This is a genomic window from Shewanella carassii (assembly GCF_019670705.1).
GTDB classification, from domain to species: Bacteria; Pseudomonadota; Gammaproteobacteria; order Enterobacterales; family Shewanellaceae; genus Shewanella; species Shewanella carassii.
This window is the reverse complement of sequence record NZ_AP024618.1, coordinates 1,193,117-1,214,750: the sequence shown is the minus strand read 5'-3', so window position 1 is coordinate 1,214,750 and position 21,634 is coordinate 1,193,117. Positions and strand designations below refer to the sequence as shown.

Sequence of the window (21,634 nt, the reverse complement as noted above, 5' to 3'; positions counted from 1 at the left end):
CAAGCAGCTGACTTGTTCGCACCATCCTAGGCTTATGCTATATTAAGCCGCCCTCAGGCTCACTCAAGACATTTAAAGAAGGTTAAGCCATGAAAATCGGTATTATCGGCGCCATGGAGCCGGAAGTTGCTCACCTGATTGCCTCTTTGGAAAATCCGCAGCACAGCAAGGTTGCCGGCATAGAATTTGTCAGCGGCACTTTGGTTGGCAAAGAAGTCATAGTTACCCGCTCCGGCATAGGCAAGGTTGCCGCCAGCATTGCGACCAGTCTGTTGATTGAAAAGTTCGCTCCGGATGCGGTTATCAATACCGGCTCGGCCGGTGGTTTTGTCGATGCACTGCAGATAGGCGATATCGTCATTTCCAATGAGGTCCGTTACCACGATGTCGATGTGACCGCCTTTGGCTACGAGATGGGTCAGATGGCACAGCAGCCGGCGGCCTTTATCCCGGATCCCAAGTTGATGCTGGCGGCCCAACAGGCCATCGCAGGTTTGGGAGAGGTCAAAGCCATTGAAGGCCTTATCTGTACAGGTGACAGCTTTATTTGCGATCCTGAGCGCACCGCCGTCATGCTAAAGCATTTCCCCACCATGGCCGCCTGTGAAATGGAAGGCGCCGCTATTGCTCAGGTGTGTCATCAGTTCGGTGTGCCCTTTGTGGTGATCCGCTCTCTGTCAGATAATGCCAACAACGACTCTCCGGTCGACTTTGACGCATATCTGGTCAAGGCGGGGCACCACTCGGCCCTGATGGTAATAGGCATGCTACATCACCTTTAATTAAGGAGCACCAGAGCCCATGAGCCTGCCCTTCTACGAGCAGATACTGGCCTTAGACGGGCCCCTCATTCAGGGGTTTCTGGTGCTATTTTTTGCCTTGTTACTGGCGCGCTTGGCACCGCTGCCTCAAGTCCTTCAGCCCCTTGCCTGGCTGAGCCATCTCGCCAAATCACTGGCCGCCAAGGTCAAACGAAGTGACAGAGGTGCTAAGCAACAGCTGATTGCCGGCTCGCTGGCCATTCTGCTGTTGGTGTTGCCATTTTGGATAATCATCACCTTTCTACTGGAACTGGCGGCATTCCCCTGGTTCTTTGAGTTTTTGATCCTCTATCTGTGTCTCAACGACGCCTGTTTCATTCAGGAAGCCGAAGAGATATACCAAGCCCTGAGGCGGGGAGACAAAGCGGCCGCCAGAGAGTTGCTCGCCCCCTGGGTTGCCCGTGATACGGCCGAACTATCCGAGACTGGCATAGCTAAGGCCACCATAGAAAAGCTGGTGACAGCTCCGGTTCACGGTACCGCCACTGTGGTGTTTTTCTTCTGCCTTGCCGGTGCACCCATGGTGCTGTTGGTAAGAATGCTCAAACAGCTGGAGCAGAGCTGGTGGTGTCTGGATCCTCAGTACCGCTTCTTCGGTCGGCCCGTGTTTCTGGTCAATCAAGTGCTACTGTATATTCCGGCGCAGCTGTGGCGTTTTACCCTGGCGATTCAAGGCGGTCCCCAGACACTGAAACTGCTTTGGCAAGCACCCCACAGCCGCTTTCCCATCGGCTTTAACTTTCAAGTATTGGCAACCGCAGCCTCGGTACTGGTGACAGAGCTGGGGGGGCCACAAAAATACTCCGGCATCAAAATACCCGTTGAAAAAGTCGGCACGGGTCCAAGACCCGATCACCAAACCATTCCCAAGGCGATTTCGCTGACCTTTCGCACCTTCGCCATCTGGTTTGCTTTCGTCGTCTTGTTACCCCTGATTTGGGTTTTGTTACGTTATTCACAAACACTTTAAATTATTCATATTCTCCTTATAATGCCTTCATTCCCCGCTTGCCACAGAGAAGGCCGCCGTGCTGGACAATATGCATATCTCTTTGACGACTCCGGCGTTGCTGTTTCCAGCAATTTCCCTGCTGTTGCTGGCCTATACCAATAGATTTTTCTCACTGGCCGCCTTGATCCGTACCCTGAGTGGCGGAGAAAAACCGGTTGCCGCCGAACAGCTGAAAAACCTGCGTCGCCGCATCGTTATTATCCGCCGCATGCAGGAGGCCGGTGTCACCAGCTTCGCCCTATGCGTACTGTGTATGATTTTTATCTATCTTGGTTTTAACACCACAGGTTCAATCATTTTCGGTGCCAGTTTATTGTTGCTGTTGTATTCCTTGATCCTGTCAGTGATTGAGATCCGTATCTCGGTCGACGCCCTTAACATCCATCTCAAAGAAATGAGTTGATAACCAAGCTCCAGTCTCACTTTGACCGGGCAGTCTCCTCAGGGTAGCCCGGAAACAAACAAGAGATTAAACCGGGTGATTGACATGGCTACGGACTTGATCACCAGAGTGGGAGGAGGCATTATTCTGACTCGCCTTTATCGCCGGGATAGCATGATGCAAAGCACTGAAACCTGTGCCACTGTTTTTAACAATAAGTGTCAGCCGTAACCTAAAAATCCTAGGCCGTCAAAATTGAGTTAAATTTAAGATGGCCACTTTTTAAACACCTGTAATTAGCAGCGTTTGACTTGAAGACCAAGAGAGAATGATTTTACGTTTTTTGGGGTTATTCCTGGCATTATTGAGCTCACCATTGCTGGCCAACAGCGGCGATATGCCACAGGAGCAGCAGATGGCAGTGCGCTATATTCATGCCCTGACCACTCATGACTATCAAGAACTGGCCAACTTTTATAATCGTGACAGCGTCTTCAACGATCGGACTGCGGGACGTAAATATACCGGCGGCAGACATATCATAGAATTTCTGGAGCGGGCCCACCGCGGCGTGCTTGAATATCAATTCAACATAGAACACATGTTCAACTCAGGCTCGCTGGTGGTGATGATAGGCAACTACCACTACAAAGGCCCGGGAGAACAGTTCGGCAAACCTGGAAAAATTATCGATATAGCCATACCCGGGGTGACCACACTAAAGTTAGATACCCTCAACCACAGGGTTAAAGAGCATATGGATCTGATGGACTATCAGACCATGGCAGACCAACTTGCCGCCCAATAATGTCCCGTTCCTCCAGCGGGAACCCAAGTTATTTTTTACTGTCCAACCCTCTGAGTGCAAACAGCGAGATCAGGGTTCATTCTGATCCGAGAGGTAAAGATGAGTCGACTATCCATACTGGCCCCACTGGCGATATGTTTTCCCTTGGCTCCACAGGCTCAGGCAACCCTTGCTAACGAAGAAGCATTTGAGCCACCGCTAGTAGTTTCTTACACGGTACAACCTGTGAACCGTTTCAATCAAAAGCTGTTGCAAGCGCAACATCAACAGGCTCCCTGGAGTCAAGATCCCGAAGGAATAAGCCGCCAATACTCAGGCTCGGCCTTTAAGTTCGTTCGCATCAGTCACTCTCAAGGTAAGACCTTAACCTATAGCGTCAGCACTCAGGAGGGGCACCCACAGATGTTGCTCATTTTGGCGCTCGATAATGATGCCGGCGATTGGTCGATAGATAAGGCCGTTCTTAGTTGGCGCTGCCAGAACAAGGCCTACTTTGGTACCGACAACTGTAGCCCACCTCACAAACACTGAGCCAGATTCAGGCAAGAAAAAACCCGGCAATGCCGGGTTTGGTATTTTAAACGCTTGAACAAACGCTTAGATTTAAGTCCCTTAGAATTTAGGTACTTTGAGCTCAGGCCAGTGTTACCTTGGCAAACTTACGTTTACCGACCTGGAATACAGCGCATGTGCCGGCGCTCAGAACCAGCTTGCTGTCTTCAAGCTTATCACCATCCATCTTCACCGCACCTTGCTTGATCATCCGCATGGCATCTGAAGTGGAGCCTACCAGACCGGCTTCTTTTAGCAGATTGGCAATCGCCAGCCCTTCACCAGCTTCCAGAGTCAGCTCGGGAATCTCATCTGGCATGGCGCCCTTTTGGAAACGATTGATAAAGGCTTGATGAGCAGCCTCGGCAGCTTCTTCACTGTGGAAACGGCCGATAATCTCTTTCGCCAGGGCTATCTTGATATCTCTGGGGTTGGCACCGGCTTCGACATCGGCCTTAAACTGCTCGATTTCAGTCAGCGGACGGAAAGACAACAGCTCCAGGTAACGCCACATCAGCTCATCAGAGATGGACATTATCTTACCGAACATCTCATCCGGAGCTTCGCTGATACCAATGTAGTTACCCGCAGACTTGGACATCTTCTTCACGCCGTCCAGCCCTTCCAGCAGCGGCATCATGATCACTGCCTGTGGCTTCATGCCTTCGGATTTCTGCAACTCACGGCCCATCAACAGGTTGAACTTCTGATCCGTACCGCCCAGCTCGACATCGGCGTTCAATGCCACTGAGTCATACCCCTGCAGCAATGGGTACATGAACTCATGGATAGCAATCGATTGACCCGAGGCAAAGCGCTTCTTGAAGTCGTCACGCTCCATCATACGAGCCACTGTCTGGCGCGAGGCCAGGCGGATCATACCGGCGGCGCCGAGGTCTTCCAGCCAGCTGGAGTTGAACTCAATTCGGGTCTTGGCCGGATCCAGAATTTTGAATACCTGTTCCTTGTAGGTTTCGGCATTGGCTAATACCTGTTCGCGGGTCAGTGGTGGGCGAGTACTGTTCTTGCCACTCGGGTCGCCGACCATACCGGTAAAGTCACCAATAAGGAAGATAACCTCGTGCCCCAGTTCCTGAAACAGTCTGAGCTTATTGAGAATAACGGTATGGCCAAGGTGAATGTCCGGCGCAGTCGGGTCAGCACCCAACTTGATTTTCAGTGGCCGACCTTCTTTCAGCTTCTCAAGCAGATCCGCCTCGAGCAAAATCTCGTCGGTACCACGTTTAATTTCCGCCATTATTTGTGCTAAATCAGCCATCTCGCCAATAACTCCCTAGGCTCTTCAAATTCAAAGAGACTTATGTTACTTGTTAGCCAGCCTAAATGAAAGTGTGTACACTAAGGCAATATGCCCAAGAATTAAGAAATTGGTATCCGGGTCGATGGCAAAGCTTATTACTCTCTTCAGACTGCTGCCCAGAAAGCATCAAATATTGCTCAGTATTTTCACCACTATTACCCTGATAACCCTATTGCTGCCCTCTGACGAAGCCGAGGCATCGAAAAACAGCGCCAGCCCGGAAACTCACGTCCGTTACCAAGTGCCTCTGGCCTTTCGTACCCCCACCTCGCCCACGGCTCAGCAAGTGGTTGAAAGCGGGCAACGCCCGGATTCAGAAGCCGCCGCCGAGGCGTTGACAGAGAAACTCAATCAACAGGCCAAAGCGGCCCTGACAGTTCCGGAGCAAGCCAGTCCGGCGATAGCCGAGTTGGAACACTTCGAGATAAAGAGTGGCGATACCCTGGCGGCGCTCTTCAGCCGCGCCTCACTCACCGCCAGAGAGGTTTACGACATCACTCAACTGCCACTGGCGAAGAAAAACCTGCTGAAAATCATGCCAGGTGACGAAGTCGCCATAGGTAAGAACGCCGAGGGCGAACTGCAAGAGCTGAGATACCGCCTCGATGCCATCTCTACCCTGATAGTCCGCAAACAAGGCAAAGGTTACGAAGAGGAACTGGCGGTAAAAACTGTCGAGACCCGGGATAAATTCACCCGCGCCAGTATCAAGAACAACTTCTGGAATGCCGGTGTCGATGCCGGACTGACCCCGGCGCAGATTATGCAACTGGCCACCATATTCGGCTGGGACGTCGACTTTGCCCTGGATATCCGCGAAGGCGACAGCTTTGCCCTCATGTATGAAGAGGAATATGCCGACGGCGAGTTTCTGCGTAACGGCAACATATTGGCCGCCGAATTTATCAATCAGGGCGAGCGATACACTGCGGTGAGATACAAGGATGGCAACTACTATTCCGAGGAAGGCCGCAGCATGCGCAAGGCATTCCTGCGCTCTCCGGTTGACTTCAAGTACGTCAGTTCCAACTTCAATCCCCGTCGTCTGCATCCAGTTACCGGTCAAGTGAAGGCTCACCGCGGGGTAGATTATGTTGCTGCCATAGGTACTCCCATCAAGGCGGCAGGCAGCGGCCGGGTGATCAAGGCAGGTTACAACCAATACAACGGCAATTATGTATTTATCAAACACAACGAAACTTATACCACCAAATACCTGCATCTCAACAAGCGTAAGGTCAAACAAGGTGAAAGCGTCAAACAGGGACAGATCATAGGAACCCTTGGCCGCACAGGCCGGGTAACAGGTGCGCACCTACACTATGAGTTTATCGTCAACGGTGTACACAGAAATCCACGCACAGTGGATCTCCCCAAGGCAGAAGCCATAGCCAAGAGCGAACGTGTCGCCTTCCAACAGCTCAGTAACCAATTAATGGCCACGCTACATCGCAACAAACAAGTTCAGGTTGCGATGCAATAACAGGGAAGCATAGATGAATTCAGGATATTTTATTGGGCTGATGTCAGGCACCAGCATGGACGGTGTTGACGCCGTGTTGGTGGACTTCAGCAAGGGTCAACCCAAGCTGCTTGGCCAGCATACCGAGCCGTTACCCACCCATCTGTTCAAGGGGTTGCAGCGTCTGTGCCAGCCGGATACGGATGAAATCAACCGTTTGGGGCGGCTGGATCGCACTGTGGGTAAGGTATTCGCTACTGCCGTTAAACAACTGCTGGCCAAGACAGGGGTAAGTAAGGAGCAGGTATGCGCCATCGGCAGTCATGGTCAGACAGTGCGCCATATGCCCAATCTGGAAGTGGGCTTTACCTTGCAGATTGGCGATCCTAACACTATCGCCGCCGAAACCGGTATAGATGTTATCGCCGACTTTCGCCGCAAAGATGTCGCCCTCGGTGGCCAGGGCGCGCCCTTAGTGCCGGCATTCCACCAGCAGATCTTCTCAAACCCGGGAATAAATCGCATCATTCTCAATATCGGCGGCATCGCCAACATCACTTTCCTGCCCGCCGATAACCAAAAAATTCTTGGCTTTGATACTGGCCCGGGCAATACCTTGATAGACGCCTGGAGCCAGCAAGTGAGGCAATTGCCGTTTGATGAAGATGGCCAATGGGCCGAAAGCGGCAACAGCTCGGCAGAATTTCTGGCACAACTGTTATCTCACCCCTATTTCTCGCTGGATTATCCCAAGAGCACAGGTCGAGAGCTATTCAACAACGCCTGGTTGGATCAACAGCTAGCACTGTTCAGCCATCTGCCGGAAGAGGATATTCAATCGACGCTCTTGGATCTCACCTGTCACAGCATTGCCAGGGAGATAGCCAAGTTGAGCCCGGATGGCGAAATCTATGTCTGTGGCGGCGGCGCGCTCAATGGCGCGTTGATGAAACGCCTCGGTGCCCAGTTACCCAACCACAGCATAGCCACTACTTCGGCGCTGGGTATCGATCCCAAGTGGGTAGAAGGCATAGCGTTTGCCTGGTTGGCGCTGCGCCACCATCAAGGGCTGCCAGCCAACCTGCCGGCGGTAACCGGAGCCAGCCGCGAAGCCGTACTCGGCGCCCGCTTTCCCGCCGCCTGAGAACAGATTGACATCAACCAGGCAAAGCCGAAAAACAGGAATTAGCCATTGCGCCCTGCGGGGCGCTTTTTCTTGCTTGCAAGCGGTGTTAACATGCCGTCAATTTTTGGCCGGGCGCAGTGCCATGGCCACCGAGATGAGATGTCACCATGAGCAAGAAACAAATCCAGGCCCAGTTCGCCGGTATGACTCCGGAAGGCCGCTACGACTTTCTGGTAGAGCAGGTCAAAGAGCACAAAGAGCTGTGGGTATTACAGGACAATGACGGCTGCGTGATGCTGACCACGGACGATGAAGACTGTATTCCAGTTTGGCCCAGTGAAGAGACGGCTTCTCTGTGGGCCGTGGATGATTGGCAGGATTGTCGGCCGCTGTCCATCGGCCTGGCCGAATGGCTGGAGCGCTGGGTGCCCGGTATGGAAGATGATGAGCTCTATGTTGCCGTCTTCCCAATGCTGGAAGATCTTGGCGTAGTCATCCCGCCATATGAGCTGGAGCAGCGACTGGCCCCCAAGACGCGTCACTGAGTCAATAGTGCACAAGGAGCGCCGTAAGATGAACCAAGCCGCCACTGAAAGCTACGCCATACCCAAACGCCTGCTACTGCTGATGCTGCTTTATATTGCCGCTGCGGTCAGTGGCCTGATTGCCGGTCAGGGTGTCGTCTTTTGTCTGCTGACGTTGATCATGGTGTTGGCGGTATTAGCACGCCATCAGGCCGGCCTATGGGCACTGCGGCTCTATACCTTGGTGCAGCTAGCGCTAGTGAGCTTCCTACCCTATATTCTTGATCAAGGTGACAATGTAACCACAGGTCCTAACGCTCTCAAGATCACAGGGTTTGAGTTCAAGGTGCCGGACTGGGCCATTTTCAGCTTTCTGATAGGCTTTTGCATGTTACAGGTATGGGTAGCCTTTACCCCTAAGGTCAAAGCCTTCTTCAAGCGTAAGATGAACTTCAACCTGATGCAGTAACCGACCTTTCGCCCACAAAAAAGCCGTCCCAGTGGACGGCTTTTTGTTGCTTTGATTCTTGGCTATACCGAGAAGCTGGCACCACAACCACAGGTGGTGGTGGCGTTGGGATTCTTGACGAAGAAACGCGAACCTTCCAGCCCTGAGGTATAATCCACTTCACCGCCAACGAGGTATTGCAGGCTCATGGGGTCGACCACCAGCTGTACTCCTTGTTTTTCCACGGTGAAATCGCCTTCATTCACTTTTTCATCAAAGGTGAAGCCATACTGAAAACCTGAGCAGCCGCCACCCGTGACATAGACCCGCAGCTTCAGCGCACTGTTCTGTTCTTCTTCCAGCAAGGCCTTGACCTTGGCAGCCGCCGCATCGGTAAACTGGATGGGCATAGCTGATTCAGCTTGTTCAGTCATTACTACCTCTTACATCTATTTGCTGTGGCAGATTATCTGTTACCTGACTATTTTGTTCAAGTATTATGCCGGGATCTTTTTCACCTTCAAGCAGCTCCGTCAGGTTGAAACTTTGTTCGGTTTCAGCGCCTTTATTCCAACGGCTTGCCGGCACTATGACCTTGACATTCATCTGCTGTAATTCAAAGCCTTCGGGCAGAGTAAAGTCCGTTTCCAATACCTGAAAGTACTTGAAGTTAAATGCCAACTTGGTGTCCACCAGTTTAGCCAAATTCAATTCGACTTGCTTGCCCTCTTGCATGCCAATGAGAAGTATCTCACTTCTTCCCTTGAGCGCCTGTTTACGCTTTTGCAATTGGGTCAGCACCAACTTTAGGTGGTACTGTCCAGGAGCGGCTATAGACGTCAATTCCAAACCATGGATGGCCACACCATCGGCGTTACGCTCAGGTGCCATGATGCTGCGGTAGAAGGCCAACTCCCGCTCCAACTCCTGTTGTTTCTTGTGTTGCTTGTTGAACAACTGCTGCATCTGTTCGTTGGCTTCCCTAGCCAGACTCAACTCCAAATTGCGACTCGCCAGCAGCTGAGCCTGCTCTTGCAACTGCCCCTGTAGTCGCTGACTCTTGGCATCATTCCGCAGTAATTTTACCTCAGTAGGCGGGATGAAAAAGTGGTAGCTGAGCAGTCCAGCCAGAAAGGCCACCATGACCAATAGCAACAAATACGGACTGGACGGACGAATATTTCGCTCCATCACTTGCAGGCGATCGAGCCAGCGATGATAATTTGCCATTAACTAACAGCCCCTTATATAAAAATTTCCATCTTGGGTACTAAGAATTCACATTAGGCTTCGGAAAGCAGCGGTGCAGGCAAGATTCAGAAAGTTCAAACTTGAGGCGCGAAAGTATCTGCGCCACCAGATGAGAGACAAGCTGTCCCAAACGAGGATCAGTATTCAACTGTGTCTGCTGGCCCTGCTGTTTGCGCTGATGGCCTCGGCGGTCATCATACTGTTTCGCCTGCTGCTGCAATGGGCCAATCATTTTACCCAAACACAAGAATGGGATTTTACGGGCTCAATCGGTGACTGGCGAGTCCTGTTACCACTTTTTGGGGCTTTTTTGATCTGGCTTGTCGCCAAATTCGGTTCCAAACGCTACAAACGCATGGGCATAGCCTATGTGCTGCACCGGGTGAAGCTACATTACGGCAAGATCCCGCTGCAATCAGCACCGGGGCAGTTTTTTCAGGCGCTGTTTGCGCTGGCGAGCAACTTCTCGGTCGGTCGTGAAGGCCCAGCCATTCATCTGGGGGCGGTCACCGCCTCGGTATTGGCGGAAAAATTCAAGCTGCCGGACAACAGCGTGCGCATCATGTGCGCCAGCGGCATAGCCGCCGGGATAGCCGCCACCTTCAACGCGCCACTGGCCGCCGTGGTGTTTGTCCTCGAAGTAATCCTCAGGGAATACAAGGTGCAATACTTCTTCCCCATCATGCTATCGGCCATCTGCGGCGCCGTATCCAGCCAGGTGGTGTTCGGTAATATCCACGAGTTTGATGCCATCAAGGTCAGCCATATTCCACTGGATCAGTACCCGCTGCTGGCTCTCGGCGGTATTGTGCTGGGGGTCGCCGCGGCCCTATTCAATCACAGCCTTATTCAGGTGACCGAACGCGGCCAACACTGGCCCTTGATAGTCCGCCTGTTGCTGGCGGGGGTTATCACCACTTTGATAGGCCTGGTATTGCCTCAGGCGCTGGGCAGCGGTGAAATGGCCATAGGACTTGCGGTCAGCGACAATCCGGCCATCTGGTTTTTGCTGGCGGTATTGCTGGCCAAGATTATCGCGACCATTGCCGCTATCGGCCTTGGGATCCCGGGTGGGATCATAGGGCCACTCTACGGCATAGGCGCCTTGGGCGGCGCCATTCTGGCTCAGGCGACCGCGCTGCTGTTTCCCTCGGTGGCCCCCTATGCAGGGCTCTATACCGTCATCGGCATGACCGCCATGATGGGGGTTTGCCTCAGTGCACCGCTCGCCGCCCTGGTGGCGCTGCTGGAGATGACCAATGATGCCTCCATCATACTGCCCGGAATGATAGTGGCCGTGCCCGCCTACCTCATCGCCTATCAGGGGCTGAATGCCAAATCCATATTCTTTCGTCAGTTGGACATCATGGGCCTGGGTTACAAGGTGGCTCCGGTTAACCTGGGATTGCAGAAACTCGGGGTACGCGCCCTGATGGACAGGCGCATAGTGATAGTCAACAACAATGATGAGCTGCTGCTGGAGGTGATGAAACGCGCCCAGGGCAGGCCAGTGCTTGCCAGAGATGCCGAAGGCCAGATTGCCATGCTGGAGTTGCAGATGCCTTCGTTTGACACTGATACCAGCCTGACCCAGCACAGGATCCAGGGGCTACCCGACTCGGCTACTCTCAACGAGGTGTATGAAATTTTGGCGCCGAAACGTGCCGGTGAAGTCTTTATCTATCAGGATACCCCGGAGAATATCGTCGGAGTAATCAGTTGGTCTAACCTGCAGCAGGAAATCCGTGCCGGAGAAGTGTAATTTCAGTCATCAGTCATTTTCATGACCGCCGCCTTCTGTTATAGTTGCGCCTCAGCCAAACCCTACATAACCCATGGGTCCAGACCTCAGTGTCAACACCCAACTGCATTGGAAACCAAGGCTGATGAACCATTTCCAGGGATCACATATCCTCTCTGTAAACCAGTTAGATCTGGACGCCATTCAAACCATTTTCTCAGTAGCCCAAAAGATGACCCCCTACGCCCTGCGCGAAAAGCGCACCAAGGTGCTAGAAGGGGCTATCCTCGGCAATCTGTTTTTTGAACCCAGCACCCGCACCCGAGTCAGCTTCGGCTGCGCCTTCAACCTGCTTGGTGGCCGGGTCGCAGAAACGGTCGGCATGGCCTCCTCGTCGCTGTCCAAGGGGGAGTCCCTCTACGATACCGCCAGGGTGTTGTCCAGCTACTCGGATGTGATTGCCATGCGCCACCCCGAGTCCTACTCGGTACGCGAGTTTGCCGAAGGCAGCCGGGTGCCAGTGATTAACGGCGGCGACGGTGCCAACGAACATCCAACCCAGGCGCTGCTGGATCTGTTCACCATACAGAAAGAGCTGCACAGCAAAGGCTTAGGCATAGATGGCATGCATATCGCCATGGTAGGCGATCTCAAATACGGCCGCACAGTGCACTCGCTGTCGCGCCTCTTGTGCATGTACAAGAACATCAGCTTCACCCTGATCTCCCCTGCCGAGCTGGCAATGCCCGACTATGTGATCGCCGACATTGAAAATGCCGGGCACAAGATCACAATAACCGAACAACTGGAAGGCAATTTAGATCAAGCCGATATACTCTATCTGACACGCATTCAGGAAGAGCGCTTCCCCTCGCAGGAGGAAGCCGATAAGTATCGTGGCAAGTTCCGTTTGAACAGCGCCATATACACCAAAAATTGTAAGTCCAATACAGTGATCATGCATCCATTGCCTCGGGACTCCAGGCTGCAGGCCAATGAGCTGGACAATGATCTCAACAACCATCCCAACCTGGCAATATTCCGTCAGGCCGACAATGGCTTGTTGATCCGTATGGCACTGTTTGCCCTGACACTCGGGGTGGACAATCAGTTGGAAAAATATGAGTGTCCGGTTAACTGGTATTCACGCAAGGCCAATCGCTAAAGAGCGGCCACTGACTTTAAGGATTAAACATGACCCGTTCTGAAGACCTGTTTGAACAGGCCAAGAAAACCATCCCCGGCGGTGTGAACTCGCCAGTACGTGCCTTCAATGGTGTAGGCGGCTCTCCCCGCTTCATCGAAAAGGCCGACGGTGCCTATATCTATGATGCCGACGGCAAAGCCTATATCGACTATGTCGGTTCCTGGGGGCCTATGATCCTGGGTCACAACCATCCCAAGATCCGCGAAGCGGTTCTCAAGGCGGTGGAGAACGGTCTGTCTTTCGGCGCCCCTACCGAACTGGAAGTGCAGATGGCAGAAAAAGTCATTGAGATGGTGCCTTCCATTGAACAGGTACGCATGGTGAGCTCTGGTACAGAAGCTACCATGAGCGCCATACGCTTGGCTCGGGGTTACACCAACAGAGACAAGATCCTCAAGTTCGAAGGCTGCTACCACGGTCATGCCGACTGTCTGTTGGTTAAGGCCGGTTCCGGCGCTCTGACTCTGGGTCAGCCCAGCTCTCCAGGGATCCCTGCTGACTTCGCCAAGCACACCCTGACCGCCGTCTATAACGATCTGGACTCAGTCAAAGAGCTGTTCAGCCAGCATCCGCAGGATATCGCCTGTATCATACTTGAGCCGGTTGCCGGCAACATGAACTGTATCCCGCCGGTTGCAGGTTTCCTTGAAGGACTGCGTGAGCTATGCGATCAGTTCGGCGCCCTGTTAATCATCGACGAAGTGATGACAGGCTTCCGCGTCTCCAAGAGCGGTGCTCAAGGCCACTATGGCGTGACACCGGATCTGACCACTCTGGGTAAAGTTATCGGCGGCGGTATGCCGGTTGGTGCCTTCGGTGGCAAAAAAGAAGTCATGCAGTATATTGCCCCGACCGGCCCTGTGTACCAAGCCGGTACACTTTCAGGTAACCCTATCGCCATGACCGCAGGTCTTGCCCAGCTGGAAGCCCTGTCAGAGCCTGGCCTCTATGAAGATCTGGCTGCCAAGACCAAGCGTATTGCCGAAGGCTTCAAGGCCGCGGCCGACAAGCATGGTATCCCTATGGCTATCAACTATGTTGGCGGCATGTTTGGTTTCTTCTTTACCAATGAAGAGAAGATCACCGGCTTTGAGCAGGTCACCAAGTGCAACATGGAGCAGTTCCGCGCCTTCTATCACGGCATGCTGGACGAGGGTATTTACCTGGCACCAAGCGCCTTTGAGGCAGGCTTCCTGTCTATGGCTCACGGCGAGCAAGAGCTGCAGGCGACTCTGGATGCAGCCGATCGTGTTCTAGCCCGCATGAAGTAATCCGCAGATGGATTGAAAACGGGGCCTATACGGCCCCGTTTTTTGTGCCCACTCCCGCCGGGTAGATTTCTCTGGCGTCCAGCTCGAGCTCTGGTTTCTCAGTTCCCCTTCCACAAAGCTTCCACTCAGCACTATGTTCACGAACCCATTTAGGCTGAGCCATAGCTGTCAAGCCAACTTGCCATTGACCCGAGTGTAGACTGTCACCTTTCGCTGTCAAATCTGCCTTGATAGCAAAAAACACTAACATCTACACACAAAAAAGACTTAATCACTGGCCAGAGCCCAAACACACCCGACACCAATCACAAAGTCTAAGAAAGTGTGCGCCAGTTAACGGTTGCCTTATTCATATCAGTGTGGTCTGATCCGCTCGCGCTATCACAGCTTGATTAACTGAACCTTGATAGCCAACACAAAAACTGCCCACATTCCCCAGGGCAGACGAACATAAAATCAGCAGTTGGAATTGCATTTATGCTCTATACCTTTCTTATCATACTCGCGGTGTTGGCACTGCTGAGTATCATTTTTGAAGAGGTGACTCACCTCAACAAAGCCAAAACGACTCTGTTTTTCGGTTGTATCTCCTGGATAGCTCTGTTCATGTCTGCCGGCGATCCCGGTCATGAAAAACTGGTAGAACATCAACTCAATGAAAACCTGCTGGAAATCGCGACACTCTGGCTGTTTTTGATGTCGACCATGACCTTTGTGGCCTACCTAAACGCCAAGGGCATGATCCAAATTTTAGTGCAGAAGTTATTTCCGCAGCGGGTCAGTACCCGGATGCTGATGCTACAAGTCGCCCTGTTTTCTCTGGTATTGTCCGCCATCTGTGACAACGTTACCGCCACCTTAGTCTCTCTTGGGTTACTGACCACCTTCAAGCTCGACAAACAGATGCGACGTCGGATGGCAGTACTGATCATCTTTGCCGTCAACTCAGGGGGGGTCTCTCTGATAACCGGTGATGTCACGACCCTGATGATCTTCCTCGCCGGTCATGTACATATGTCAGAGCTGTTGATGTTGGTACTGCCGGCGGCATTCAGTGTGATGTTATTGGCAATACTCTTCTCCCTCAACGCCAAAGGCGAGGTGTCCACTACTCCCATTCGTCAAAACTATGAGACAGTAGATATACTGATCGCCATCATCTTCTTCACCACCATATTGATGACCATGGCACTGAACATTCTATTTGCCATCCCCCCCGTACTGACCTTTCTTACCGGGTTGTCAATCATGTTCCTGGTGGGCCACACCGCCCGCAACGACAAAGAAGAACTGCAGATCCTCGAATATATCCGCCAGGTGGAATACGACACCCTGCTGTTCTTCCTCGGGATCCTCTTGTTGGTGGGTATGCTCAAAGAGATAGGCACGCTGGATCTCTTGGCTCAGGTCTATGCCAGCCACGACCCCAACATTTCCAACTTTGTCACCGGCATGGGATCTGCGGTTCTGGATAACGTCCCCCTGACAGCGGCACTTTTGAAAGCCTCACCTGAACTAACCACGCCAGAGTGGCTGGGGCTGACCTACGCAGTAGGTGTTGGTGGATCTCTGCTGGTGATAGGTTCGGCGGCCGGGATCATCGCCATGAGCAAGGTCAAAGAGCTGACCTTTGTCTCCTATCTCAAGTATGTTCCGGCGCTGCTGCTGTCCTACTCTGTAGGCTACGCCCTGACACTGCTGCTGGGGAACTACTTCTACGGAGCTTGAGCTCTAAGGAAGGTGCGAACAGGTCCCATGCGTGCTCTGCGTCGGCTTACAGGCCTGGATGCAAGGCGTGGTTCGCAGCAAATGGCCTTAGTCCTTTGTAAGAAGCACAACAAAGCAGGCAGGCCTGTAAGCCACGCCCTTCGGGGCTTGCACAGCAACCGGCTCTCTGCGTTATCCGACTTTGACAGGCCCCGGCATGCCTTCAGTCAGATGCCTTGAACGCCAATTGCTGTGTAAGCCACTCTCTACAAAAGAGAGTGCCGCGAGGACTTATTCGCACCTTCCCTAAGATAAAAAAGCGCCTTAATGGCGCTTTTTTATACTCGGTTTCAGCCGTTTTGGGTCGGCTTATATGGCCGGCACCCGGAACTTCTGCCCTTGAATTTCCAGCACCACATCCCTTGGACGTATCTCAACGATCTTCAGTTGACCCTTGATGCTGTCACCCTCCTGCAGTTCGGCACCCTCTACATTCAGCCAACGCTTGGAAGGCTCTGAGGCGTATACGTGAGCACTGATCTCAAACTCAGGAACCTGCAATTGCAGCCCGGCCGGCAGCCCGCCGTAAGGAGGCACCTCTTCCTCAGCCTTGGGAATGGGATCCAATTCGGGAGGCGATACGGGTTTTTCCGCCGAGTGCCGGTGCTCCACATCGGCAAGCGCCGCCTGAAACTGAGCCACCAACTCATCCTGGCGGCGACTCTCGGCACTGGATAGCCCCACATCCTCGGCCGCTTCATTAACCTGGCGCTTGAGAGACTCGAGCACCTCAAGCCCACGGCGATTGGGGTTAGCTCCCAGGATAATCGGCTCATCGTCAGCCGCCGGCATCTCCTGCGTCTGATTTACAGCTGTTGTGCCATCAGCCTGGAGTTGCGCAAACTGCAGCTCTTTGGCCGCTTCGGCCACACTGGCGGCCAATAAATCACTGTCAGTCGACTGTGCATTAACCGAAGCCGGAGTCCGACGGACTGCAATTTCGGCTTCGCCGCTTTGGTTTATTGAGCTCTGGTTTATTGAGCCCTGGTTTACTGAACTTTGGTTTATGGTCGCCCTATTCTCAGCCTGAGCATTTTGAGGCAATGTATTTTGCAACTGGATTGTCCGAGATTGAACAGCCTGAGTCTGAGGTACCGGCTGAGGCATAGGCAAGGCCACCTTACCGGCCAAACGCACGTCTATCGCGCCTTGTTCAGCCATCTCGGCGGCTTGAGTCGGTTGCTTATGTCCTTGAGACTCATCTTGTTGCCAGACTTGCTGCTGCGAGGCTTGTCCCCCAACTGAAGATGTCTCGGGAGCCAGCGTCTTTTTATTGGTATCAAGCGAGTGCCAGCCCCAGGCCAAGGCGCCACCGGCCAGCACAGCCGCCACCAATACCGCCAGCGGCTTGAGATAGCTACTTGCAGAAGATTGCTGGCGATATTGCGCCCTGGGGGTCAACACAGGATCCAGTTGTTCACCCATCTCCTGTTGCTTGGCCCGGGTCACGGCATCGAGAAGGATAGACATCAGCTCGCTTCTCCTGCGTGTAATCTGGGGCCTTGATGACTCAAGTACAGATTAAGCTGAACCAGAGTCTGGCTGCCGGCAATGCCGTCTGGTTTCAAGCCATGGCGCCGCTGAAACTGTTGCAATGACTGCTCCAGCTCGCTGTCGAAATAACTCATCAGTCTGGCCGGGCGCTGCTCCACCTGCGCCAGGGTATTTTCCAACCACTGCACCTGGGCCAAACCGGCACTAGGGCCTATCGCCTTGAGCGGATCTTTGGGGGCGTCCCAGATGATTTCAAAAGTACCGCTGAAATGACGGTTGAACCAATCGACGCTGACCCAGAGTTGCTGTTCATTGAGTTGCAGCAGCAACTGCTCACCATCTTTGGCCACCATAGTGCCATAGAAAGGCTGCTGTTGTTCATCCTCCAGATAGACCACAGCCGGATAGTTGAGCCGCAGTAAGGAGTTGAGATTGCCCTGCTGCTGATAACAGGCAAGCCCCTGCTGTTCGGCGGCCTGACAGGCACTGATGCCTGAATATGGCACCTTATCCCAAAGGGCAAACAGGGCCGCAAAGGCGGTATCTATATTGCGGCTCTGATCTATGGCCTGCATCAAGATCCGCTGCGCCCGGTTGGCTGCGGCCTTGCCCGCGCCAGCTTGATTGTCTGCAACCTGAGTCTGCTCGGCATCTGTCATTGAATAAAGTTGCCGTCCGGACTGATCTTGGGCGACAGCCTGTTCTGGCTGCGCCAGGAAATAGTAACCACCGGCAAAGGCCAAAAGCAGCATGACGGCGGCAGAAGCCGGTAACCAATAATTACGCTGTTTGATTTTCTCTCCCAGTACCTCTTCCGCGGCAGAGGCCACCATCTTGGCATCGATAGGGGTTCGAGACTGACCATAACCCGCCATCAACGCCCGCTCACACAATAGATTGATAAGCCTAGGAATACCGCCACTGAATTTATGCAGCGCCCGAATCGCACCGCGATTGAACAAGGGTTCGCTGCGCCCGGCCACCTGCAACCTATGCTGCACATAGAAGCCCACCTCCTCTTCGGTGAGCGGCAACAGATGGTAACGGGCAGTGATTCGCTGCGCCAACTGTCGCAGTTCCTGGCGCTTGAGCAGTTGTTGCAGCTCGGGCTGACCTATGAGGATCACCTGCAGCAGCTTGCGGGTATCTGTCTCTAGGTTGGTGAGCAGGCGCAGCTGCTCAAGCACTTCAGCCCGCAGATGCTGAGCCTCATCGATGATGAGCACAGTGTTGCGCCCAGCCTGGTGGTTAGCCAGCAGAAAACCACTGATATGATCGGTCAGCTGTTTGAGAGTGGGCGCCTCACCATAGGGAATTTTCAACTCATCACAGAGGGTAGCCAGCAGCTCAAGCTCAGTCAGAGATGGATTGAGGATAAAGGCGGTATCGGTATTTTCCGGTAGTTGCCGCAGCAAGCAGCGGGAAACCGTGGTTTTTCCTGTGCCCACTTCACCCGTCAGCAGCACAAAGCCCCCCGTCTCTCCCAGGCCATAGGTTAAATGCGCCAACGCCTCCCTGTGCCTGTCACTGAGGAACAGATAACTGGGATTGGGCGCGATAGAAAACGGGTTATCGTTCAGTCCATAAAAGGCCTTGTACATAGGCACTGCCATCCTTCTTCGTTAAAGACAGCCCAGTTTAAGGCAAGGTCTAAAATTGTAAAACCCCGCCAGCCATTTATGTGATGCACGGGAAAGTCCCCCACGGCCGGGTCTCATGTTATCCTGAGGTCATTACCAAAGCAGTCGATTATAAGGAATCCACAAGCGTGCAGATTTATCTGGTTGGTGGCGCAGTGCGCGACAAACTATTGGGCTTGCCCGTCAAGGACAGGGATCATCTGGTGGTTGGCGCAACCCCGGAGCAGATGGTCTCACAGGGGTACCGGCAGGTGGGCAAGGATTTCCCTGTGTTTCTGCACCCCAAAACCCAGGAGGAGTATGCCTTGGCCAGAACCGAGCGCAAAACCGGCCTGGGGTACGGCGGTTTCTCCTGTTATGCGGCGCCCGACGTCACTCTGGAAGAAGATCTACTGCGGCGGGACTTGACCATCAACGCCATAGCCCAAAGTGAGGATGGCGAACTGCACGACCCCTACAACGGCCAAAAGGATATCGAGGCCCGAGTGCTGAGGCATGTCTCCCCCGCTTTCGTTGAAGACCCGCTGAGGGTACTCAGGGTGGCTCGTTTTGCCGCCCGCTTCGCCCCTCAGGGATTCAGCATAGCGCCGGAAACCCTGGCTCTGATGCAGGAAATTGCCGCCGGCCCCGAGCTTGGCGCACTGACGCCGGAGCGAGTCTGGCAAGAGCTGGATAAGGTGCTCGGCTGCGAGCAGCCCCAAGTGTTCTTCGAAGTGTTGCGTCAGGTCAACGCCTTACAAGCGCTGATGCCGGAAATCGATGCCCTGTTTGGCGTGCCGCAACCGGCCAAGTGGCATCCGGAAATTGATACCGGCCTACACACTCTCATGGTACTGGAGCAAGCCGCGCAGTTGACCCGCGATAAGGCCGTGCGCTTTGCGGCGCTAGTGCACGATCTCGGTAAGGCACTGACCCCGGCTGACATGCTGCCCAAGCACCACGGTCATGGCCAGAAGGGTTTGGCACCTATCCGCAAGCTGTGCGAACGGCTACGAGTGCCTTCCGAGTATCGGGATCTGGCGTTGCTAGTCAGCGATCAGCATCAAAATATTCATAATCTGGCGGAGCTCAAGCCGGAAACCATAGTGAAAATCTTCGATAAAGCCGACTTCTGGCGTAAACCCGAACGCCTGGAGCAACTGGCACTGGCCTGCGAGGCCGATGCCAGAGGCCGCAGCGGGCTTGAACAAGAACCCTATCCACAGGCGCAAGCATTGCGGCAGTTGTTTGCTGTCGCCTCGGCGATAGATGTCAAACCCATAGTTGCGGCGGGACACAAGGGACCGGCCATCAGGGAAGAGCTCGCTCGGCAGCGGACTGCCGCCGTACGTCAAGAAAAGCAACTGTTACTGAATTCCGCCGTTTTCTGATGTAAAGGCAAGTTATTGACAGAAAAATTTTCAGTTTTGTTAAGAAAATAGCGAAAAAAAATGGCTATTTTCCCAAAGACTTGGCAATCCAATGAGTATTCGATAAGGTAAAGCGGCCTGTACGTGAATATTCGTAGCAAAATAAATTGACTATGACATAATTAGGCGGTGTCGACTGTTTTACAGTCGAGCCATTAAAAATCCAACCTATCTTAAAGGGATTTCTTCATGAACAAAAAAGTACTGATGATTGCTGGCGTAGCAATGACTGCTCTGCTGGGTGGTTGTGCCAACACTACTGCTCTGGAAGAAAGCGTTGCTAACCTGGGCAACAAAGTTGATCAATTATCAGCTGAAGTTAGCTCTCTGAAAGCAGAGCAAGGCAAACTGTCTGCTGACGTTCAAGATGCAAAAGCTGCAGCTATGGACGCTCAGTCTGAAGCTAAGCGTGCTAACGACCGCTTGGACAACGTTGCTTCTCGTTACAAGAAGTAATTCAGTCCCGGATCGGCAACACCAAGGTGTTGCCGATTTGCTTTGTTCTCCAAGCTACAAGCTGTCCCTGTCAGTACTTACTAACATTCCCAACCAATCTTCACTTTCCAGCCTAAAACCCCAGGTTCAGACTCAGTTTCGTTTGATCACCAACAAACGGTAATCCAGCTCCAGGCCCTTGATCGCCCGAGTCACAAGCGCACGCTTTTGTTTTTCGCTGGCGCGCCAAGCATAAGGAGTGGTTTCCAGAAGTGTCAACGCCTGCTCACCGCTCACATCCAGAGAAAAACTTAAGCTCTCGGTTTCCAACACAGTCAACTCGGTCGGCAGGCTAATACTGAACTCCCGCTGTTTAAGATCTGCGCTCAATTGCTCACGCAACTGCCACAAGTGTCTTGGCCCGGGGGCCAACATCACAAGATGAGCCCCCGGCTTCATCACCCTGGGGATCTCCTTGCCCTTAAGCTGACCATCGAGCAGAGTCACCAGTGAAAACTGCGCATCTTCAAAGGGCAAACGTTTGGCAACACTGAGAAATACCTGCGCCGTCGGCAACGCTTTGGCAGCGGCAAAGGCGGCATTTTGTGCATCACAGATTAACAGGCGTTGCAGCTCTTCCGGCAGTTGCAGCATCTGCTGCAAGGCGCCGTCTCCGGCGTTGGGGTCAAGTACAGCTTCACAGTTTTCAGCGAGCCTGGTCAGCTTGAGATTGAGCGCCTGATGCAAAGGCGCCATCAACTCAGACTGCAACAAAAAACGCCGGGCCCGCAACGCCTGGCGCGACAAGGCTTGTACCGCCGCGCTCTTGGGCTTGGCCAGCAGCCAATAGCCGTCTTCCTGGCGATCGAAGTGATGTTTGTTGGCGCAGTAAAAACCTCTGGATGCCTGATGCTGCTTGAGCTCACTCTGACAAACCGGGCACTGAAATTGCACTGAATTCAT

Annotated in this window: 21 protein-coding genes; 15 read left to right on the top strand and 6 right to left on the bottom strand. The window is 53.3% G+C overall.

Annotation, left to right across the window (positions count from 1 at the left end; translation table 11 throughout):
• Window positions 1–89: 89 nt before the first annotated feature.
• The 5 genes from K5621_RS05655 to K5621_RS05635 all read left to right on the top strand — a co-directional run bounded on the left by K5621_RS05655 (window position 90) and on the right by K5621_RS05635 (window position 3,554).
• Complete coding sequence (locus tag K5621_RS05655; RefSeq protein WP_100142050.1) at window positions 90–782, top strand: 5'-methylthioadenosine/adenosylhomocysteine nucleosidase; 693 nt, start codon at window positions 90–92, stop codon at window positions 780–782.
• Window positions 783–801: 19 nt separating this feature from the next.
• Window positions 802–1,791, top strand: a complete 990-nt coding sequence (locus tag K5621_RS05650; RefSeq protein WP_221050664.1) for a cobalamin biosynthesis protein CobD/CbiB — start codon at window positions 802–804, stop codon at window positions 1,789–1,791.
• Window positions 1,792–1,861: 70 nt separating this feature from the next.
• Window positions 1,862–2,236 (top strand): DUF2721 domain-containing protein, encoded by a 375-nt coding sequence (locus K5621_RS05645; RefSeq protein ID WP_100142115.1) that lies wholly within the window; start codon window positions 1,862–1,864, stop codon window positions 2,234–2,236.
• Window positions 2,237–2,543: 307 nt separating this feature from the next.
• Window positions 2,544–3,023 carry a nuclear transport factor 2 family protein gene (locus K5621_RS05640; RefSeq protein ID WP_100142052.1) on the top strand — a complete coding sequence of 160 codons (480 nt, stop codon included), beginning with the start codon at window positions 2,544–2,546 and terminating at the stop codon, window positions 3,021–3,023.
• 99 nt (window positions 3,024–3,122) lie between these two features.
• Window positions 3,123–3,554 carry a hypothetical protein gene (locus K5621_RS05635; protein WP_100142053.1) on the top strand — a complete coding sequence of 144 codons (432 nt, stop codon included), beginning with the start codon at window positions 3,123–3,125 and terminating at the stop codon, window positions 3,552–3,554.
• 103 nt (window positions 3,555–3,657) lie between these two features.
• On the opposite strand, the gene tyrS is transcribed toward K5621_RS05635, so the two are convergent.
• Window positions 3,658–4,854, bottom strand: coding sequence for a tyrosine--tRNA ligase (gene tyrS, locus K5621_RS05630; protein ID WP_100142054.1), 1,197 nt, complete (start codon window positions 4,852–4,854; stop codon window positions 3,658–3,660).
• Between the two features lie 124 nt (window positions 4,855–4,978).
• Between tyrS and K5621_RS05625 the strand changes: the two genes are divergently transcribed.
• From K5621_RS05625 to K5621_RS05610, 4 genes are all read left to right on the top strand, one after another.
• On the top strand, window positions 4,979–6,379 hold the full coding sequence (locus tag K5621_RS05625) for a peptidoglycan DD-metalloendopeptidase family protein (protein WP_221050663.1): 1,401 nt from the start codon (window positions 4,979–4,981) through the stop codon (window positions 6,377–6,379).
• A 13-nt stretch (window positions 6,380–6,392) separates the two neighbouring features.
• Complete coding sequence (locus K5621_RS05620) at window positions 6,393–7,502, top strand: anhydro-N-acetylmuramic acid kinase (protein ID WP_221050662.1); 1,110 nt, start codon at window positions 6,393–6,395, stop codon at window positions 7,500–7,502.
• 149 nt (window positions 7,503–7,651) lie between these two features.
• Window positions 7,652–8,029, top strand: a complete 378-nt coding sequence (locus K5621_RS05615; protein WP_221050661.1) for a DUF2750 domain-containing protein — start codon at window positions 7,652–7,654, stop codon at window positions 8,027–8,029.
• 28 nt (window positions 8,030–8,057) lie between these two features.
• Complete coding sequence (locus K5621_RS05610; protein WP_100142058.1) at window positions 8,058–8,477, top strand: hypothetical protein; 420 nt, start codon at window positions 8,058–8,060, stop codon at window positions 8,475–8,477.
• A gap of 62 nt (window positions 8,478–8,539) precedes the next feature.
• Here K5621_RS05610 and erpA read toward each other — a convergent pair whose 3' ends face one another.
• Complete coding sequence (gene erpA / locus K5621_RS05605) at window positions 8,540–8,890, bottom strand: iron-sulfur cluster insertion protein ErpA (RefSeq protein WP_100142059.1); 351 nt, start codon at window positions 8,888–8,890, stop codon at window positions 8,540–8,542.
• Window positions 8,883–9,686, bottom strand: a complete 804-nt coding sequence (locus K5621_RS05600) for a DUF6776 family protein (RefSeq protein ID WP_100142060.1) — start codon at window positions 9,684–9,686, stop codon at window positions 8,883–8,885. Before K5621_RS05600 ends, erpA begins: the two co-directional genes overlap by 8 nt.
• 130 nt (window positions 9,687–9,816) lie before the next feature.
• On the opposite strand from K5621_RS05600, the gene K5621_RS05595 reads away from it, so the two are divergent.
• The 4 genes from K5621_RS05595 (at window position 9,817) to nhaD (ending at window position 15,654) form a co-directional block, all read left to right on the top strand.
• A complete protein-coding gene (locus tag K5621_RS05595) occupies window positions 9,817–11,469 on the top strand; it encodes a chloride channel protein (RefSeq protein ID WP_221051124.1) in 1,653 nt (550 codons plus the stop codon).
• 124 nt (window positions 11,470–11,593) lie between these two features.
• Window positions 11,594–12,613 (top strand): aspartate carbamoyltransferase, encoded by a 1,020-nt coding sequence (locus tag K5621_RS05590; protein WP_221050660.1) that lies wholly within the window; start codon window positions 11,594–11,596, stop codon window positions 12,611–12,613.
• A 29-nt stretch (window positions 12,614–12,642) separates the two neighbouring features.
• Window positions 12,643–13,926, top strand: a complete 1,284-nt coding sequence (hemL, locus tag K5621_RS05585) for a glutamate-1-semialdehyde 2,1-aminomutase (RefSeq protein WP_221050659.1) — start codon at window positions 12,643–12,645, stop codon at window positions 13,924–13,926.
• Between the two features lie 477 nt (window positions 13,927–14,403).
• Window positions 14,404–15,654: a sodium:proton antiporter NhaD gene (nhaD, locus tag K5621_RS05580; RefSeq protein WP_221050658.1), complete on the top strand. Its 1,251-nt coding sequence runs from the start codon at window positions 14,404–14,406 to the stop codon at window positions 15,652–15,654.
• Window positions 15,655–16,002: 348 nt separating this feature from the next.
• Here nhaD and K5621_RS05575 read toward each other — a convergent pair whose 3' ends face one another.
• The gene (locus K5621_RS05575; RefSeq protein ID WP_245003139.1) at window positions 16,003–17,163 is read right to left on the bottom strand and encodes a general secretion pathway protein GspB; all 1,161 of its coding nucleotides are present in this window, start codon (window positions 17,161–17,163) and stop codon (window positions 16,003–16,005) included.
• Complete coding sequence (locus K5621_RS05570) at window positions 17,163–18,788, bottom strand: ExeA family protein (protein WP_221050657.1); 1,626 nt, start codon at window positions 18,786–18,788, stop codon at window positions 17,163–17,165. Before K5621_RS05570 ends, K5621_RS05575 begins: the two co-directional genes overlap by 1 nt.
• Before the next feature lie 167 nt (window positions 18,789–18,955).
• Here K5621_RS05570 and K5621_RS05565 point away from each other — a divergent pair, with 167 nt between their 5' ends.
• Both K5621_RS05565 and K5621_RS05560 read left to right on the top strand, forming a co-directional pair.
• Window positions 18,956–20,197 carry a multifunctional CCA addition/repair protein gene (locus K5621_RS05565; RefSeq protein WP_221050656.1) on the top strand — a complete coding sequence of 414 codons (1,242 nt, stop codon included), beginning with the start codon at window positions 18,956–18,958 and terminating at the stop codon, window positions 20,195–20,197.
• A 228-nt stretch (window positions 20,198–20,425) separates the two neighbouring features.
• A complete protein-coding gene (locus K5621_RS05560; RefSeq protein ID WP_071238290.1) occupies window positions 20,426–20,692 on the top strand; it encodes an Lpp/OprI family alanine-zipper lipoprotein in 267 nt (88 codons plus the stop codon).
• A 132-nt stretch (window positions 20,693–20,824) separates the two neighbouring features.
• Here the strand turns inward: K5621_RS05560 and K5621_RS05555 are convergent, their stop codons facing one another.
• Entirely contained in the window at window positions 20,825–21,634 is an 810-nt protein-coding gene (locus K5621_RS05555; protein ID WP_221050655.1) for a putative RNA methyltransferase, read from the bottom strand.